This window comes from Gordonia aquimaris, assembly GCF_026262595.1.
Lineage (GTDB): Bacteria > Actinomycetota > Actinomycetes > Mycobacteriales > Mycobacteriaceae > Gordonia > Gordonia tangerina.
Map to the genome: position 1 here is coordinate 22,576 of NZ_JAPKFM010000010.1, position 16,517 is coordinate 39,092.

Genomic DNA, 16,517 nt, shown 5'->3' on the forward strand with positions numbered 1-16,517 from the left:
GAGTGGATGATGAGGAAGCTGACAGCACTGTTGGCTGTTCTGGCTGCAACAGTGCTGGCCGGCTTGGGGGCTGGCTCAGTGGATGCCGCACCGGCGAAGATCTATCTCGGTGGTGGATCGGGAATCCTGGTGCTCAAGGGCGGCAATTCCGCGGCAGCGTGCACGCTGACCACCATCGGCAAGTCCAACACCGGCAAGCTGATCGGTATCACCGCCGGTCACTGCGGCAATCCCGGCCAGAAGGTGTACTCCGAGACCTTCCAGGACCGTGGTCAGGCCGGCACCATCACGTACTCCGCGAGTGATCTCGACATCGCGGTCATCGAGTTCAATCCGGCCAAGGTCGTGCCGCTGCGCTCCGTGCGCGGATTGACCATCCGCAGCGTGGACCCCCGGCCGCTCGCGTTCCCGGCCGTCGCCTGCAAGCAAGGCCGCACCACCGGCAACACCTGCGGTATCAGCTGGTTCTCCGACGGCGATGTGCACTTCAGCCAGCTGTGTGTGGTCGAGGGCGACTCCGGCAGCCCGGTGGTCGTCGGCGACCGCCTCGTGGGCATGGTCAACGCCTACTACTTCCTCGCCTGCCTCGGACCAGAGACGGGCACCAACATCGCCCCGATCCTGCGCCGGGTCGGTTCGCTGCCGCAGTACGGCGGTTTCCGCCCGATCTGATCGTCAGCTACGACAGTGGCCCCGAGGTCTCACCTCGGGGCCACTGTCGTAGCTACCAAAAGTCAGGGACGTGAAGTCGCTCAGGCGGTCTCGGTGATCGGCCGGTCGACCCAGCTCATCAGATCGCGCAGCTTCTTGCCGGTGACCTCGATCGGGTGCTCGGCGTTCTGCTTACGCAGCCCCTCGAGTTCCTTGTTGCCGCCCTCGACGTTGGCGACGAGACGCTTGACGAAGGTGCCGTCCTGGATGTCCTTGAGGATTCCGCGCATCCGCTCCTTGGTGTCGGCGTCGATGACGCGCGGCCCCGAGAGGTAACCACCGAACTCCGCGGTGTCGCTCACCGAGTAGTTCATGCGCGCGATGCCGCCCTCGTACATGAGATCGACGATGAGCTTGAGCTCGTGCAGCACCTCGAAGTAGGCCATCTCCGGGGCGTAACCGGCCTCGACCATGACCTCGAAGCCGGTCTTGACCAGTTCCTCGGTGCCACCGCAGAGCACGGCCTGCTCACCGAACAGGTCGGTCTCGGTCTCTTCCTTGAAGGTGGTCTTGATGATGCCGGCACGGCCACCGCCGATGGCGCTGGCGTAGCTCAGCGCGAGAGCCTGACCCTCACCCTTGGGATCCTGGTCGATGGCGATCAGGCAGGGCACACCCTTGCCGTCGACGAACTGACGACGCACCAGGTGGCCGGGGCCCTTCGGCGCAACCATGCCGACGGTGATGTTCTCGGCCGGCGTGATCAGGTCGAAGTGGATGTTGAGGCCGTGTCCGAAGAAGATGGCGTCGCCATCTTTCAGGTTGGGCTCGATGTCCTCGGTGAAGATCTTCGCCTGCGAGGTGTCCGGGGCGAGGATCATGATGACGTCGGCCCAGGCAGCGGCCTCGGCGGCGGTCATGACCTTCAGGCCCTGCTCGGCGGCCTTGTCGCGCGACTTGCTGCCCTCGCGCAGGCCGATCGCGACGTCGACGCCGGAGTCACGCAGCGACAGCGAATGTGCGTGTCCCTGGCTGCCGTAGCCGATCACCGCGACCTTGCGGCCCTGAATGATCGACAGATCGGCGTCGTCGTCGTAGAACAGTTCGATCGCCACAGTTGGATTCCCTTCGATTTCTTCTCGTGTGATTCGTTCGTGTCAGCGGTTGGCCGACATGCTCTTGGGTCCCCGACCCAATGTGACCGCGCCCGACTGCGCGATCTCCCGGATGCCATACGGATCGAGCATCCGCAGCAGCGCCTCGAGCTTCTCACTCGTGCCGGTGGCCTCGATGGTCAGTGATTCCGGCGAGACGTCGATCACCTTCGCGCGGAACAGGTTCACCACCTCGATCACTTCTGATCGCACCGCCGAGTCCGAGCGCACCTTGATCATCATCAGTTCTCGGGACACCGAACTCTCCGGGTCCTGTTCGACGATCTTGATGACGTTGATCAACTTGTTGAGCTGCTTGGTGACCTGCTCGAGCGGGAAGTCGTCGACGGTGACCATGATGGTCATCCGTGAGATCCCCTTCAGCTCGGTCGGTCCCACGGCGAGCGACTCGATGTTGAAGCCGCGCCGCGAGAACAGGCCCGAGACACGGGCGAGCACGCCGGGCCGGTCCTCGACCAGAACGCTGAGGGTATGGGTGGTGCTCACTGCTCGTCCTTCTTGTCTGCGGAACCGGCCAGCACCGCGGCATCCGTGCGGCCCATGGCCTCATGGATCTCCGGTGTGTCGACCGAGGCGGATTCGTCATCATCGAAGAGCGGACGGATGTCGCGCGCCGCCATGATCTCGTCGTTGCCGGTACCCGCGGCGACCATCGGCCACACCTGCGCGTCGGCACCGACGATGAAGTCGATGACGACCGGCCGGTCGTTGATCTCGCGGGCCTTGGCGATCACCTCGTCGACGTCGGCTTCGTTCTCCACCCGGAATGCCGCACAGCCCAACGCCTCTGCGAGCTTCACGAAGTCCGGGATGCGACGTGAGTGCGTCGCCAGGTCGGTGTTGGAGTAGCGCTCCTCGTAGAACAGCGTCTGCCATTGGCGAACCATGCCCAGATTGCCGTTGTTGATCAGGGCGACCTTGATCGGAATGCCCTCGATCGCGCAGGTGGCCAACTCCTGGTTGGTCATCTGGAAGCAGCCGTCACCGTCGATGGCCCACACCTCGGTGTCCGGCGCGGCGGCCTTGGCGCCCATCGCGGCCGGGACGGCGTAGCCCATGGTGCCCAGACCGCCCGAGTTGAGCCAGGTCCGTGGCTTCTCATAGGAGATGAACTGCGCGGCCCACATCTGGTGCTGCCCGACGCCTGCGCAGTACACCGCGTCGGGCCCGGCGGCCTTGCCGATGGCCGAGATGACGAACTCCGGCGACATCGAGCCGTCGGCCTGACGGTCGTAGCTCAGTGGATACGTGCGCCGGATGCCGTCGAGGTACCGCCACCACGTCGACAGGTCCGGCGCCTCGGTGGTGGTCGCGCGCTCGTTGCGGATCGTCTCGAGGAGGTCGCCGATGACCGCCTTGCAATCGCCGACGATCGGCACATCCACATGCCGGTTCTTACCGATCTCGGCCGGATCGATGTCGGCGTGGATCACCTTCGCGTCGGGCGCGAACGACGACAGCTGACCGGTCACCCGATCATCGAAGCGGGCGCCGAGGGTGATGAGCAGATCGCTGCGCTGCAGCGCCGCGACCGCGGCGACGGTGCCGTGCATACCCGGCATACCCAGGTGCTGGGAGTGGCTGTCGGGGAATGCACCGCGCGCCATCAACGTGGTGACCACCGGGATACCGGTCAGCTCGGCCAGCTCACGCAGTTCCTCGGACGCGTTGGCCTTGATGACACCGCCACCGACGTAGAGCACCGGCGCCTTGGCCGACTGGATCAGCCGTGCCGCCTCGCGGACCTGCTTGCCGTGCGGCTTGGTCACCGGACGGTAGCCGGGCAGGTCGATCTGTGGCGGCCACGAGAAGGTGGTCTGACTCTGCAGGATGTCCTTGGGGATGTCGACGAGCACTGCACCCGGGCGTCCACTCTCGGCGATGTGGAACGCCTCGGCGATCACGCGCGGGATGTCGGCGGGGTTGTTCACCAGGAAGTTGTGCTTGGTGATCGGCATGGTGATGCCGGAGATGTCGGCCTCCTGGAAACCGTCGGTTCCGATGAGCGCGCGACCCACCTGACCGGTGATCGCGACCACCGGGACCGAGTCCATCTGCGCGTCGGCCAGCGGGGTGACCAGGTTGGTCGCGCCGGGGCCCGACGTGGCCATCATGACGCCGGCACGTCCGGCGACCTGGGCGTAACCAGTGGCCGCGTGACCCGCGCCCTGCTCGTGGCGCACCAGGACGTGACGCACCTTCGCTGAGTCGAGCAGCGGGTCGTAGACGGGCAGAACGGCTCCGCCCGGGATGCCGAAGACGATCTCGACGCCGAGTTCCTCGAGCGAACGAACCACCGATTGCGCCCCGCTGACGCGTTCGGGAGCAACCGTGTGCTGACCTACCGCGCGCAGATTCCCGCCCGCTGGTGACTGTTGACGCGGCGCCGCTTCGCGCGCGGTTCCCCGCGCGTCGTCGGTACGTGCTGTTGGTGCGCTCACTGCACGATCCTTTTGCTCTGGTGTTCGTTCAATTGACAAGAAAAAACCCCCGACAGCTGAGCTGTTCGAGGGTGGCGCGTCGATGCTGGAGGTCTACGAAGTGACCCGTCAGGCGACGACGCGCCGGCCGAGTACTACGAGAATCTGATGCTGCATCACGCCTTCACGGTAGGACCGGCGCATGTCAAGAGTCAAACCGCGCCCATCGGCATCCCACATCGTGGGAACATACTGGTGAATCAACGGGATGCGTGAAGTGAGACAATGGTCGGGTGTCAACTCCATCGCCCGCCTCTCATGATGCACCCGCCGTCGAACTGCCGCAGACGTTCCGGATTCAACGTCTCGCCTACTTCGCGGTGCCGATGATGTTCGTGGTCACGGTGATCCTCGCCGGTGCGTCGCTGGTCTGGCTGGGCTGGACCCTCATCCTGCCCGTACTGCTGGGCTGGTGGATCGTCCGGATCCGGACCGTCGTGACCGAAGACGGCCTGCGGGCCGTGCACACCTTCTCCACCCGTGAGATCCCATGGAGCGAGATCGACGGCCTGCAGTTCCCCCGGTGGAGTTCGGTGCGGGCGGTACTGGCCAACGGCACGCGGGTCCGCCTGCCCGCCTTCACCTTCGCCGACCTGCCCCGGCTCTCGGCGGCCAGCCGCGGTCGCATTCCCGATCCGTACGCCGCGGCAGCTGCCGACGACGAGAACTGACCCAACGAAATCATTTTGTTCGCGCTCGTCGCCGCGGAGTAGCCTCGTCAATCGTGTACGGCCCCATGCGGTGGCGTTCACGAGTTCGCCCGAGTCCAGGCGGACATGTCGACACAAGGAAACAGCGATGCCAGCTCTGAGGTCCCGAACCACCACCGTCGGCCGCGAGGCCGCAGGAGCCCGGTCCCTGTGGCGGGCCACAGGTATGACCGACGATGACTTCGGCAAGCCGATCGTCGCGATCGCCAACTCCTACACCCAGTTCGTACCCGGCCACGTGCATCTCAAGGACGTCGGCGAGATCGTCGCCGACGCGGTGCGCGCGGCGGGCGGGGTGCCGCGTGAGTTCCACACGATCGCCGTCGACGACGGAATCGCGATGGGGCACGGCGGAATGCTCTACTCCCTGCCGAGTCGCGAGATCATCGCCGACTCCGTCGAGTACATGGTCAACGCCCACACCGCCGATGCACTGGTGTGTATCTCCAACTGCGACAAGATCACTCCTGGCATGCTCAACGCCGCGATGCGGTTGAACATCCCGACGGTGTTCGTGTCGGGTGGACCGATGGAGGCTGGCAAGGCCGTGGTGGTCGGCGAAGTCGCCCACCCGTCGTCGGATCTCATCACCACGATCTCGGCGTCGGCGAACAGCGCCGTCGATGAGCAGGGTTTGTCCGAGGTCGAGCGATCGGCGTGCCCCACCTGCGGATCGTGCTCGGGCATGTTCACCGCCAACTCGATGAACTGTCTCACCGAGGCCCTCGGCCTGGCCTTGCCCGGCAACGGATCCACGCTGGCCACCCATGAGGCCCGCCGCGCGCTGTTCGAACGTGCCGGCACCGTGATCGTCGAAGCGGCCCTGCGCTGGTACCGCGACGACGACAGTTCGGTGCTGCCCCGTAACATCGCCACCCCCACCGCATTTCGCAATGCGATGGCGCTCGATGTCGCGATGGGCGGCTCCACCAACACGGTCCTGCACATCCTTGCCGCCGCGCAGGAGGGCGAGGTCACCGACTTCGACCTCTCCACCATCGACGAGATCAGTCGCAACGTGCCGTGCCTGTCGAAGGTCTCACCGAACTCCGACTACCACATGGAGGACGTGCATCGCGCCGGTGGAATCCCCGCGATCCTGGGCGAACTGCGCCGGGCCGGTCTGCTCGACGACACCGCCGCAACCGTGCACAGCCCGACGATCGGGCAGTTCCTCGATGACTGGGACATCCGCGGCGGCACGGCGATCGACGCGGCCGTCGAGCTGTTCCACGCGGCGCCCGGCGGTGTGCGTACCACCACCCCGTTCTCCACGGCGAACCGGTGGACGTCGTTGGACACCGATGCGGCCGGCGGCTGTATCCGCGATCTCGAGCACGCTTACACCGTCGAGGGCGGTCTGTGTGTGCTGCGCGGCAATCTGGCGCCCGACGGCGCGGTGCTCAAGACTGCGGGCATCGACGAGGAACTCTGGCATTTCCAGGGGCCCGCGCGCGTCGTGGAGAGTCAAGAGGACGCCGTGCAGGTGATCCTGTCGAAGACCATCCAGGCCGGCGAGGTGCTCGTGGTGCGGTACGAAGGGCCCGCCGGTGGACCCGGTATGCAGGAGATGCTGCACCCCACCGCCTTCATGAAGGGCACCGGCATGGGTCGTAAGTGCGCGTTGATCACCGACGGCCGGTTCTCCGGCGGGTCGTCGGGGCTCTCGGTCGGACACATGTCGCCCGAGGCGGCATCGGGTGGCGCGATCGGGCTCGTCGAGGATGGGGACCCGATCCTGATCGACGTCCGGACCCGGCGCCTCGAGGTGCTCGTCGACAACGACGTGCTCGCCGAGCGCCGCGCGAAGATGGAGGCGTCCGAGCGACCGTGGCAGCCCAAGGACCGACAGCGACCGGTCACCACCGCACTGCGTGCCTACGCGAAGCTGGCCACCTCGGCCGATCGGGGCGCGGTGCGCGTCGTCGACTGACCGACCGGCAGCGGGCGCTCAGCCGGTGGGATTGCCGGGTGACTCGAACGGGTTGGTCCCGTTGAACAGCAGCCACACGGCGACCGCGGCGCCCACGCCGACCACCAGCAGCGCCAGCGACCCCCACGCGGGTCGGCGCGCCCAACCGCGTGGTGCATCGACGGAGATCCGGCCGGGACCGGTCAGGATGATGACCGCCGCGCACACCGCCAGTAGCAGTTCGTATTCGATCCCGGCTCCCCCGCCACCGGAGGCGAAGAACCATACGCCACCGGCCAGAGTGGCCTTGTATGCCGCGGCCACGAGCATCACACCGAGCACCGCCGACGCCGCCAGCGGGGTGAACAGCCCGACCACCAGCATCAACCCACCGAGGGTCTCCGAGAGCGCGCCGACGACGGCAAGGGGCCGCGCGGCGTCGTCCTGAAAGCCGATCGCCGGATTGGGCGCGTTGACCAGCATGTCCTGAAAGCCCGACAGTCGCGGGCCGTTCCACCACCCGAACAGTTTCTGCGCTCCGTGTGCCATCGCGATGAGTCCCACCGCGACCCGAAGCAGCAGCAGGCCGAGGTCGATGGTGCCCCGTCGAGCGCGCCGCTCAGAGTCGGCGAGATCCTCTTCCACCGACCGCAGACGTTCATCACCGGTCGGGTAGCTGTCGCCGACGGGGTACGGCTCCGCGATCGGCGAGGTCTCCGGCGTCGGATACGGATCGGCTCGGTCGTCGCCGGCCGGCTCGGCCGCATACGCGGTGGTCCGCGGTGCCGCGGACGCACCGAAGGCGGTGGTGGGCGCGCCTGCGTCGCCGAGGGTCGGGGCCTGCGCGACGATCGGGGTGGTCGGATCCTCTGCGGCCGGCGGCCGGGGATCCACCGCCCCCGCCGGTCGACGGTCGATGGCCTCAGTGGCCGGGGTCGGATCGGCCGGGGTCGGATCGGCCGGGGTCGGATCGGCCGGGGTCGGGTCTGCCGACTCCGGGTCGGCCGGGGCGGGATTTGTCGGCGTCGACACAGATCGGGTCTGTACCTCGTCAGGTGCGATGTCATCGAGATCATCGACCCGCTTGCGGCCCGCCGCAGCGTGTCGGTCATAGAAGGTGTCGCGATCCTCGGTGGGAACCGGCCGGCGGCGCCCGGATGCGGCCGTCCCGAGATCGATCTCGCCCGTTGGTTCGTCGTACGGACTGGAGCCGCCGCCTGCGGCTGGGTCACGTTCGCTCACGGTTCCGACTGTAGGCGCCAACACCGTTGGACGCCTCGAGCAGCGCGCGGTGAGTCGGAAACGATCGCCTACGCTGGACGCCATGCGTATGGGGTGGCCGAGGTCAGAACACGACCGCGAGCGGTCGACCGCATCGGCCCGCACCCGCCCCGGTCGCCTGATCACTCTGGTGGTGCTCGGTGTGCTGATGCTGGCGGCGAGTGGATGTGCCGATTTCACCGAGCAGGATCGCGCGAAGGACGCCGGTGCGTTCAGCGCCAACAACGAGTCACCGGCGCAGCAGCAACAGCCCCGTCCCTCCCCCACCGAACCACCGGTACCACCGCCCCCCGGTCCGTGTGTGGACCCGGACCCGGCGGTGATCGCCACCTGCCTGCAGTCCACCGCAGCGGTGATGCCCGGCGACGATCAGGGTGAGGTCACCGTGGTGGCCGAACGCACCACCGGAAAGATCATCACCACCAAACGCTATGGACCGCAGCGTGTTCTGGCCACAGCGCCGGTCGACGCATCCGGCGACGGCGGACTGATCGACTTCGCCTTCTCCCCCACGTACGACCAGGACCGGTTGATCTACGCATTGATCACCACCGCGTCGGACAATCGGGTGGTGCGCCTGGCACCGGGCGACGTGCCCAAACCGATCCTGGTGGGTATTCCCAAGGGTGCCAGCGGGAACATGGGCGCGATGTTCTTCAGGTCCCCGACGGAGCTGGTGGTCGCGACCGGCGACGCCGGCAACCCGGCCGCCGCCAATGATCCCTCGTCATTGGCGGGCAAGATCCTGTCGGTGACGTCGCTGAGTTCGGGCGCGAACCCGCGCCCGCGAATCCTGGCCTCGGGTTTCGGTTCGAATGTGTCCCTGTGTCCGAGCGCCACCACCGGCTCGCTCTATGTCGCCGACCAGACCGCGACCGAGGATCGCATCCAGGTCCTGGAGCCATCGGGCCCGAAGGTGTTGTGGACGTGGCCCGACCGCCCGCAGATCGCCGGCTGCGCGGTCACCTCCGGTGCCATCTTCGTCTCGACGACTCGCACCCAGCACATCGAGGCCCTCACCGAACCGACTCGGGAGAAGCCGGCGATCACCCCACCCGCAGTGGTGTTGGAGAAGCGCTACGGCGCGTTGGGTCGGATGGTGGCGCTCGAGAACGGTGTGATCCAGTTCGCCACGGTGAACCGCACCTCGGGTGAGCCGGTCAGCACCGACGACCGCGTGGTCCGCTGGCTGCCGCCGTCGTCGACCGAGGACCGGACCTGACCGGGTAGCCTCGCCGGCAGATTGCACCCCGTTGCCGGAGGTAGTCTGCCCGGAGCGGGCCCGATCAGGAGCAGGCGGCCAGGACGAGTTCCTTGACCCGAGCCGGGTCGGCCTGACCGCGGGTGGCCTTCATCACGTCGCCGACGATCTTGCCGGCCGCAGCGACCTTGCCCCCGCGGATCTTGTCGGCGATGTCGGGGTTGTTGGCCAGGGCATCATCGACCGCCTTCTGCAGAGCCGAATCGTCGCGCACCACCTCGAGGCCGCGATCGGCCACCACCTGATCCGGCTCGCCCTCGCCGTCGAGCACCCCCACCGCTACCTGCTGAGCGAGTTTGGTGGTGAGCTTGCCCTCGTCGACGAGGCCGATGATCCGCGCCACCTGCGCCGGAGTGATCGGCAGGTCGGCGAGTTCGGTACCGCGGGTGTTGGCCTGTTGCGCCAGGAACGACACCCACCACCCGCGGGCGGCTTCCACGCCGGCGCCGGCGTCGACGGTCGCGATCACCAGGTCGATCGCGCCGACGTTGACGAGGTCACGCATCACCTCGTCGGAGACACCCCATTCGTCCTGGATACGGGCGCGGCGCACCCACGGCATCTCCGGCAACGTCGTACCCAGCTCGGTGATCCACGACGGGTCCGGAGCGACCGGTGGCAGGTCGGGCTCGGGGAAGTAGCGGTAGTCCTCGGCGGTCTCCTTGCGACGTCCCGCCGACGTCGTGCCGTCGGCCTCATGGAAGTGCCGGGTCTCCTGCACGACCTCGCCCCCGGCGAGCAGCAGCGCGGCCTGCCGCTGCATCTCGTAACGCACCGCCACCTCGACACTCTTGAGCGAGTTGACGTTCTTGGTCTCGGTGCGGGTGCCGAACTCGGTTGCGTCCTTGCGCATCAACGAGACGTTGGCGTCGCAGCGCAGCGAGCCCTGATCCATCCGGACATCGGAGACGTCGAGGGCCTTGAGCAGATCTCGCAGAGCCGACACGTAAGCACGGGCGATCTCCGGTGCACGCTCACCGGCGCCGACGATGGGCTTGGTCACGATCTCCACCAGCGGAACGCCGGCCCGGTTGTAGTCGAGCAGTGAATGACTCGCTCCATGGATGCGGCCGGAACCACCGATGTGCAAGGACTTGCCGGTGTCCTCCTCCATGTGCGCACGCTCGATCTCCACCCGCCACGGGGTGCCGTCTCCCAGCAGCACCTCCAGGTGGCCGTCGTAGGCGATCGGTTCGTCGTATTGGGAGATCTGATAGTTCTTCGGCTGATCGGGGTAGAAGTAGTTCTTGCGGGCGAACACGCTCGACGGCCGGATACTGCAGTTGAGCGCCAGCCCGATCCGGATCGCCGACTCGATGGCCTTGACGTTCGCGACGGGCAGCGACCCCGGCAGGCCGATGCACACCGGACACACCTGGGTGTTCGGGTCGGCACCGAACGCGGTCGGGCAGCCGCAGAACATCTTGGTCGCGGTGCCCAGTTCGACGTGCACCTCGAGGCCGAGGACGGGGTCGAACTCTGCGATGACCTGGTCGTAGTCGAGCAGTTCGGTGGCAGCGGCAGTCATGGATGCCATCTTATTGCTCCCGTGATCCGTCGGCCCCCCGGGTCGTCGGACGCAAGCGATGCGAACCCGGGTGGAGATCAGGGTCATCCCCGATGCGACCGGGACGAGCAATCCGTAGCGTCGATGTCAGACGAAAGGAACAACCATGACCACCACGACTCCGGCTCCCACCCGACTGATGCGTTCACGCGACGACGCCTGGCTCGGCGGAGTGTGCGGCGGTATCGCCAAGCGCTTCGGTTGGGATGTCACCGTGATCCGGGTGCTCTTCGTGGCGTCGATCCTGCTGCCCGGCCCGCAGGTGTTGTTGTACCTGGTGCTGTGGCTGATCATCCCGCGCGAACCGGCGCAACCGGCGCAACCGTCGACACCGCCGGTCTACCCGGCGACGCCACCCGCAACCCGCTGACCCGTCGGGTCAACCGAAGATGACCCGGATCTCCTGGTACTGATCGGCGGGCACCGACTTCTGATTGGCCAGCGCATCGGAGAAATCGACGCGCACGATGTCGGTGCCGTTGAGCGCCACCATCTTGCCCCACCCCTTGTCGGCGCAGAGGTCGGTGATCGCCATACCGAGTCGGGTCGCGAGGACCCGGTCGAATGCCGTGGGGACACCGCCCCGCTGGATGTGACCCAACACCGTGGCGCGCGTCTCGATACCGGTACGTTCCTCGATGAGCGGGGCGAGCACCTCGGCGATACCGCCGAGGCGCGGACGGTTGAAGCCGTCGAGCCCCTTCACCGAATAGGCCTCATCCATGTCCGGGAACTTGAATCCCTCGGCGACGACCACCATCGGGGCACGACCACGGTTCTTGACGTGGGTGACCCAGGCGCAGATCTGATCGAGGCTCTCGGGCTGCTCAGGGATGAGGATCGCGTGCGCGCCGCCGGCGATGCCGGAGTAGAGGGCGATCCAACCGGCGTGCCGTCCCATCACCTCGAGGACCATGCACCGCTTGTGCGAGTTGCCGGTGGTGCGCAGGCGATCGATGGCCTCGGTGGCGATCTCCACCGCGGTGTTGAATCCGAACGTGTAGTCGGTGGCGTCGAGATCGTTGTCGATGGTCTTGGGAACGCCGACGATGTTGATGCCGTCCTCGTACAGCCGTCGCGATGCCGACGCGGTGCCCTCTCCACCGATGGCGATGACACCGTCGATGCCGAGGTTCTTCATCACCTTCTTGATGTTCTCCGCGCCGCCGTCGGGTTCCTGATACGGCCCGAACCGGCTGGTACCCAAGATTGTTCCACCCTCGTGGGACAATCCGCGAACCGTGGAGCGATCGAGTTCCATGATGTCGCCGTACACCAGCCCGTACCAGCCGTCCTTGAAGCCGACGAACTCGTGTCCATAGACGGTTTCGCCCTTGAGTACTGCGCCGCGGATCACCGCGTTCAGTCCCGGGCAGTCACCGCCGCTGGTGAGAATGCCGAACCTCTTGGCCATCGCCCTGAGACCTTCCTGTCGACCCTGCAGACACCTACCCCTGCCAATCTAGTGGTCCGGGCGGGCCTGCGCCGGGTGTCGCGTCCGCGTCGTGAGGTCGAAGAGTGAACTTCCGGTGTCCTCACTTCAGCCCGTTCTCGTAGGCGAACACCACCGCCTGGGCGCGATCGCGCAGACCGAGTTTGTTCAGCACACTGCTCACGTGGGTCTTGACGGTCTGTTCGGAGACGTAGAGCCGGCCGGCGATCTCTCCGTTGGACCGTCCGTCGGAGACGAGGTCGAGCACCTCCCGTTCCCGCGGGGTGAGTTGGTCGGCCGCGCGGCTGCGCGGTGTGCGCGATCTGCGTGCGGTCACCTCTTCGATGAGCCGCCGGGTGACCGACGGAGCCAACAGCGCCTCGCCATCGGCGACGACCCGCACAGCACGGACGAGTTCATCGGCGGGTGCGTCCTTGAGCATGAAGCCCGACGCACCGATGCGCAGGGCCTCGTAGACATAATCGTCGATGTCGAAGGTCGTCAGCATCAGTACCCGGGTGGCGCCCTCGCGTCCGGCCGACGCGCGGAGGATCTCCTCGGCCGCGCGCAGGCCGTCCTTGCGGGGCATGCGCACGTCCATCAACACCACGTCCGGCCGGACCCGGGCGCACAGCTCGACGGCGGCGACACCGTCTGCGGCGTCGCCGAGGACGGAGATGTCCGGTTGCGCCCCAAGCAGCGCGGAGAATCCTTGGCGCACCATTGCCTGATCGTCGACAACCACCACCGTGACAGCCACGCGGATAAGCCTATTCGCTCGCACCCACCGCCGACCCGACGGCAGCCACCATGTTTCCGGGGTGGTCCGGGATCAACGCACGTACCGCGAACCCGCCGTCGGCGGTGGGCTCGGCGGTGAGTGCGCCGCCCACCGCCGCGGCACGCTCGACCATGCCCACGATGCCGGTGCCCGCACCCGGCAGACGCACGGGTTCGGCGGTCGGTGCGGTGTTGCGCACACACACCTCGATGACCCCCACCTGCGCCGAGAGTATCGAGATCTGCACTGTCGAACCCGGCGCATGTCGGGTCGCATTGGCCAGGCTCTCCTGCACTATCCGATAGATGACCAGACCCGCTGCTGCGCTGATCTTCTCGTGGGCGACGGTGTCGACAAGATCCACTGTCGCGCCGGTCAGCCGGGTGTGGTCGACGAGCGAACCGAGATCGTCGAGATCCGGATTGGGTGCGGCAGTCGACTCCCCGTCGGTACGGAGCACGCCGAGCATCTGGCGCACCTCGTCGAGCGATGCGCGAGCTGACACAGCGATCGCCTCGAACTCCGCCGCCGCCTCGTCGCTGACGTCGACCAGCCGGTAACGAGCCGTCTGCGCCATCACCACGACCACCGACATTCGATGGGCCACAACGTCATGCAGATCACGAGCAATTCGGGTCCGCTCCTGCAGGATCGCCTTCTGGGATTCGACCACCTGCTTCTGCTCGGTGCTGACAGCGAGTTGGCGGCGCGACCTGGCCAGCACCCGGATCAGCGCGACGACGACCGCACCGAAAGTCAGCCCGAACACCCAGCCACCGCGGGCGTCGGCGGGGGCCGCCAGCACGAAGACGATGCAGGTACTGACCCATACCACCGGAATCCAACGCAACGTGCACCGCAGATACGCGGCGAAGGTCAACACCAGCAACGAGATGATGTGGACGACCTGAACCGACCACGGCCAGCCGTTGACCGTCGGGATCAGCAGCCCGATCAGCTGAGCCGACACCACGGACACGGCCCACCCTGCCACCGGCGCGCAGTAGACCAGCGCCACCGGTAGCGCGGCGAAGGCCGCGACAACCGGCTGCGCATACGCCGGTACCGAATGCGTCAATGACAAGGTGGGCCACGACACCGAGAACAATACCGCCGCAACAAACAGAAAGAACCAGTTCATCGGGGACCGCACGTAGCGTTGCACGGCCGGGTCGCGGGCAGCCGGATGTTCGGCCACCTCCCGCAGCGCCACCGTCGCCGCCCGGCCCGTCAGCCTTCGCACTGTTCGAAACATCTCCATCACCTCGTCCACTCACCGTAGGGCGCGCGGGACCGCACGTCCTCATACTTTCGGGGGATTCCACGCTCACTCGCCGGGATGAGGAACCGCATCACGTGACGATCTCGCGATGGTCGGGGTGATCACCGATTCGGCCGATGTGGGGCGGCGAGGCCGATTCCTAGCGTCGAGCACATGAAACGACAGCATCGGCGGCCGAGCCGACCAAGCCAACGACTGATCGCCGGTTTGCTCTCGGCGGCAATAGTTCTCGGAGTCGGCTACGGTCCGGCGTCGGCCCACCCGAGCACTGTGCACGCCGCGCGGGAACCGACCGCGAGCGCCCCCGCGCCGGAGGACCTGACGAGCACCGCCGGCCGGATCGTGTGGCATCTGACGAGCGGTCGGCAGTATCGCGCGGCCGCCGAGACACCGTCGGGCTTCGTCGCCATGTTCGGGTATCGCCCACAGATGCAGGCGGGCTATCCGGTGGACCCCGCTGGTGGGTGTTCGTCCCCGATCGCGCTGCCACAGCGCTTCGAAGTGCTCTGCCGCTCCCACGACTTCGGTTACGACGTGCTGAGATTCGCTGACCGAACCGGTCATCGCCTCGGCGGCTGGGCGCGCTTGCGACTGGACCGGATGTTGGTCCAGCGGATGCATACGGCGTGCACGTCTCCGCTGTGTCAGGCCGCCGCGACCGCCGCCGATCTCGGGCTGCGGCTGAACACCTGGCGGCAGTTCGACGGCCCGCCGGCACCGACCGAATCAACCGCTGCGATCGTCACCTCCGGCGTCGGCCGCGGCTGGGCGGCCCTGCACGAGCGCGGTGCGCGGTGACCGCGCCCGGGGCTCGCGGGCCGCACCCGGTGGTCTCGGTGGCGGCGGGCCTCGCAGCGATCGCAGCGCTGTGGCCATCCGGACTGCCCCGACCAGCGGCGGTGTCGGCTGCACTCACGGCCGGGTGCGTCGCCGTCGTCACCGTGTGCGCGCTGCTGGCAACCCGCAGATCGCCGGCCCGGCCTGCCCCGACGGCGGCAACCGCGGCCGCGTCCCTCGGCGCGACCAGTTGCGCGGCGCTTCTCAGCATGTCCTGGCAGAACGGATTACGCGGCGCTCTCGGTATGCCCGCCGTTGGCCTCGGCTGGGCAGCCGCGTCGGTCGCGGCAGGCCTGCTCGCCTTCGTGATGATCGTGTGGTTGCCGCGCACCACAACGTTATTACTCGCAATGGTCGCCGCTCTCGCCACAGGCATGCTGCCCGCGGCCACGGCCGATGAACCGGCGGACCGCCGACCCGACGTGCCCGCCGACGTCTTCTACGCCGACGCCGACGGCGCATCGGTGACTCATGGCAGCGACGAGCTGGTGGCCCGGTGGGTGCGGGCCGGCGGACTGGACCGGCGGGCCGTGGTGATCGCGGTGCCAACGGGTTCCGGATGGGTCGACGAGGCCACGGTCCACGGCTACCGCGAGCGATTCGCCGGCGACGTCGCGGTGCTGGCGATGCAGTATTCGGCTCGCCCGTCGTGGCAGACCTTCGTCGCCGATCGGGCAGCGGCCGGACAAACCACGATCACACTGCTGCGGGCCGTCCTCCACCGGACCGGCACACGTCCGCCGCCGCAACGACCGCAGATCCACATCTACGGACAGAGCCTCGGCGCGGTGGGTGCCGAGGCGGCCCGTTCATGGGCCGACCGCACTCATCCCGGCGACCTCGCCGAGACCGTCCTCGTGGGCGTGCCAGGGGATTCGGTGGCCCGACGTCCCGGGATCGGGAGTCGCCGCATCATCGTGGCCAACCGCACCGACCCGATTCCGCGATGGTCAGTGTCGTTGCTGTGGCGGCCATCCCGGCCACCACACGACACCCGGGCCGTCGGACGTGATGCGCCACAACCACCCTGGCTGCCGCTCATCGGGTTCCTTCAGACCTCGGCCGACCTGCTCGGAGCGCTCGACGGAGCCCCCGGCGTCGGGCACCGCTACGGTCTCGAACAGGGCACCGGGAGTCTGTCCTCGTGA

General features: G+C 67.4%; 15 protein-coding genes. 7 read left to right on the top strand and 8 right to left on the bottom strand.

The annotated features are described in order from the left end of the window. Positions 1 to 6 precede the first annotated feature (6 nt). A complete protein-coding gene (locus tag OSB52_RS11245) occupies positions 7 to 672 on the top strand; it encodes a chymotrypsin family serine protease (RefSeq protein WP_235722585.1) in 666 nt (221 codons plus the stop codon). Positions 673 to 752: 80 nt separating this feature from the next. Here OSB52_RS11245 and ilvC read toward each other — a convergent pair whose 3' ends face one another. Genes ilvC through OSB52_RS11260 form a run of 3 tightly spaced genes read right to left on the bottom strand, consistent with a single transcriptional unit; the run spans position 753 to position 4,267 of the window. Next, complete coding sequence (ilvC, locus tag OSB52_RS11250; RefSeq protein WP_235722584.1) at positions 753 to 1,766, bottom strand: ketol-acid reductoisomerase; 1,014 nt, start codon at positions 1,764 to 1,766, stop codon at positions 753 to 755. Between the two features lie 42 nt (positions 1,767 to 1,808). Beyond that, positions 1,809 to 2,312, bottom strand: a complete 504-nt coding sequence (ilvN, locus tag OSB52_RS11255) for an acetolactate synthase small subunit (protein WP_235722582.1) — start codon at positions 2,310 to 2,312, stop codon at positions 1,809 to 1,811. Continuing rightward, positions 2,309 to 4,267 carry an acetolactate synthase large subunit gene (locus OSB52_RS11260; RefSeq protein WP_235722575.1) on the bottom strand — a complete coding sequence of 653 codons (1,959 nt, stop codon included), beginning with the start codon at positions 4,265 to 4,267 and terminating at the stop codon, positions 2,309 to 2,311. Before OSB52_RS11260 ends, ilvN begins: the two co-directional genes overlap by 4 nt. A gap of 272 nt (positions 4,268 to 4,539) precedes the next feature. On the opposite strand from OSB52_RS11260, the gene OSB52_RS11265 reads away from it, so the two are divergent. Together OSB52_RS11265 and ilvD are read left to right on the top strand one after the other, a co-directional pair. Next, positions 4,540 to 4,977, top strand: coding sequence for a PH domain-containing protein (locus tag OSB52_RS11265; protein WP_266061699.1), 438 nt, complete (start codon positions 4,540 to 4,542; stop codon positions 4,975 to 4,977). Positions 4,978 to 5,104: 127 nt separating this feature from the next. Next, on the top strand, positions 5,105 to 6,949 hold the full coding sequence (gene ilvD, locus OSB52_RS11270; RefSeq protein ID WP_266061700.1) for a dihydroxy-acid dehydratase: 1,845 nt from the start codon (positions 5,105 to 5,107) through the stop codon (positions 6,947 to 6,949). 18 nt (positions 6,950 to 6,967) lie between these two features. Here ilvD and OSB52_RS11275 read toward each other — a convergent pair whose 3' ends face one another. Next, on the bottom strand, positions 6,968 to 8,170 hold the full coding sequence (locus OSB52_RS11275) for a DoxX family protein (protein WP_266061701.1): 1,203 nt from the start codon (positions 8,168 to 8,170) through the stop codon (positions 6,968 to 6,970). A 160-nt stretch (positions 8,171 to 8,330) separates the two neighbouring features. Between OSB52_RS11275 and OSB52_RS11280 the strand changes: the two genes are divergently transcribed. Beyond that, a complete protein-coding gene (locus tag OSB52_RS11280) occupies positions 8,331 to 9,431 on the top strand; it encodes a PQQ-dependent sugar dehydrogenase (protein ID WP_235722788.1) in 1,101 nt (366 codons plus the stop codon). Between the two features lie 64 nt (positions 9,432 to 9,495). Here OSB52_RS11280 and gatB read toward each other — a convergent pair whose 3' ends face one another. Continuing rightward, a complete protein-coding gene (gatB, locus tag OSB52_RS11285; protein ID WP_235722563.1) occupies positions 9,496 to 10,998 on the bottom strand; it encodes an Asp-tRNA(Asn)/Glu-tRNA(Gln) amidotransferase subunit GatB in 1,503 nt (500 codons plus the stop codon). Between the two features lie 145 nt (positions 10,999 to 11,143). Between gatB and OSB52_RS11290 the strand changes: the two genes are divergently transcribed. Continuing rightward, complete coding sequence (locus tag OSB52_RS11290; protein WP_235722561.1) at positions 11,144 to 11,407, top strand: PspC domain-containing protein; 264 nt, start codon at positions 11,144 to 11,146, stop codon at positions 11,405 to 11,407. Between the two features lie 9 nt (positions 11,408 to 11,416). Here OSB52_RS11290 and OSB52_RS11295 read toward each other — a convergent pair whose 3' ends face one another. The 3 genes from OSB52_RS11295 to OSB52_RS11305 all read right to left on the bottom strand — a co-directional run bounded on the left by OSB52_RS11295 (position 11,417) and on the right by OSB52_RS11305 (position 14,505). After that, positions 11,417 to 12,451 carry a 6-phosphofructokinase gene (locus OSB52_RS11295; RefSeq protein WP_235722560.1) on the bottom strand — a complete coding sequence of 345 codons (1,035 nt, stop codon included), beginning with the start codon at positions 12,449 to 12,451 and terminating at the stop codon, positions 11,417 to 11,419. A 121-nt stretch (positions 12,452 to 12,572) separates the two neighbouring features. Beyond that, on the bottom strand, positions 12,573 to 13,229 hold the full coding sequence (locus OSB52_RS11300) for a response regulator (RefSeq protein WP_235722558.1): 657 nt from the start codon (positions 13,227 to 13,229) through the stop codon (positions 12,573 to 12,575). A 10-nt stretch (positions 13,230 to 13,239) separates the two neighbouring features. Next, complete coding sequence (locus OSB52_RS11305; RefSeq protein WP_266061705.1) at positions 13,240 to 14,505, bottom strand: sensor histidine kinase; 1,266 nt, start codon at positions 14,503 to 14,505, stop codon at positions 13,240 to 13,242. Positions 14,506 to 14,685: 180 nt separating this feature from the next. Here OSB52_RS11305 and OSB52_RS11310 point away from each other — a divergent pair, with 180 nt between their 5' ends. Beyond that, positions 14,686 to 15,330, top strand: a complete 645-nt coding sequence (locus OSB52_RS11310; RefSeq protein WP_235722555.1) for a hypothetical protein — start codon at positions 14,686 to 14,688, stop codon at positions 15,328 to 15,330. Then, positions 15,327 to 16,517: an alpha/beta-hydrolase family protein gene (locus OSB52_RS25000; protein WP_266061707.1), complete on the top strand. Its 1,191-nt coding sequence runs from the start codon at positions 15,327 to 15,329 to the stop codon at positions 16,515 to 16,517. Before OSB52_RS11310 ends, OSB52_RS25000 begins: the two co-directional genes overlap by 4 nt.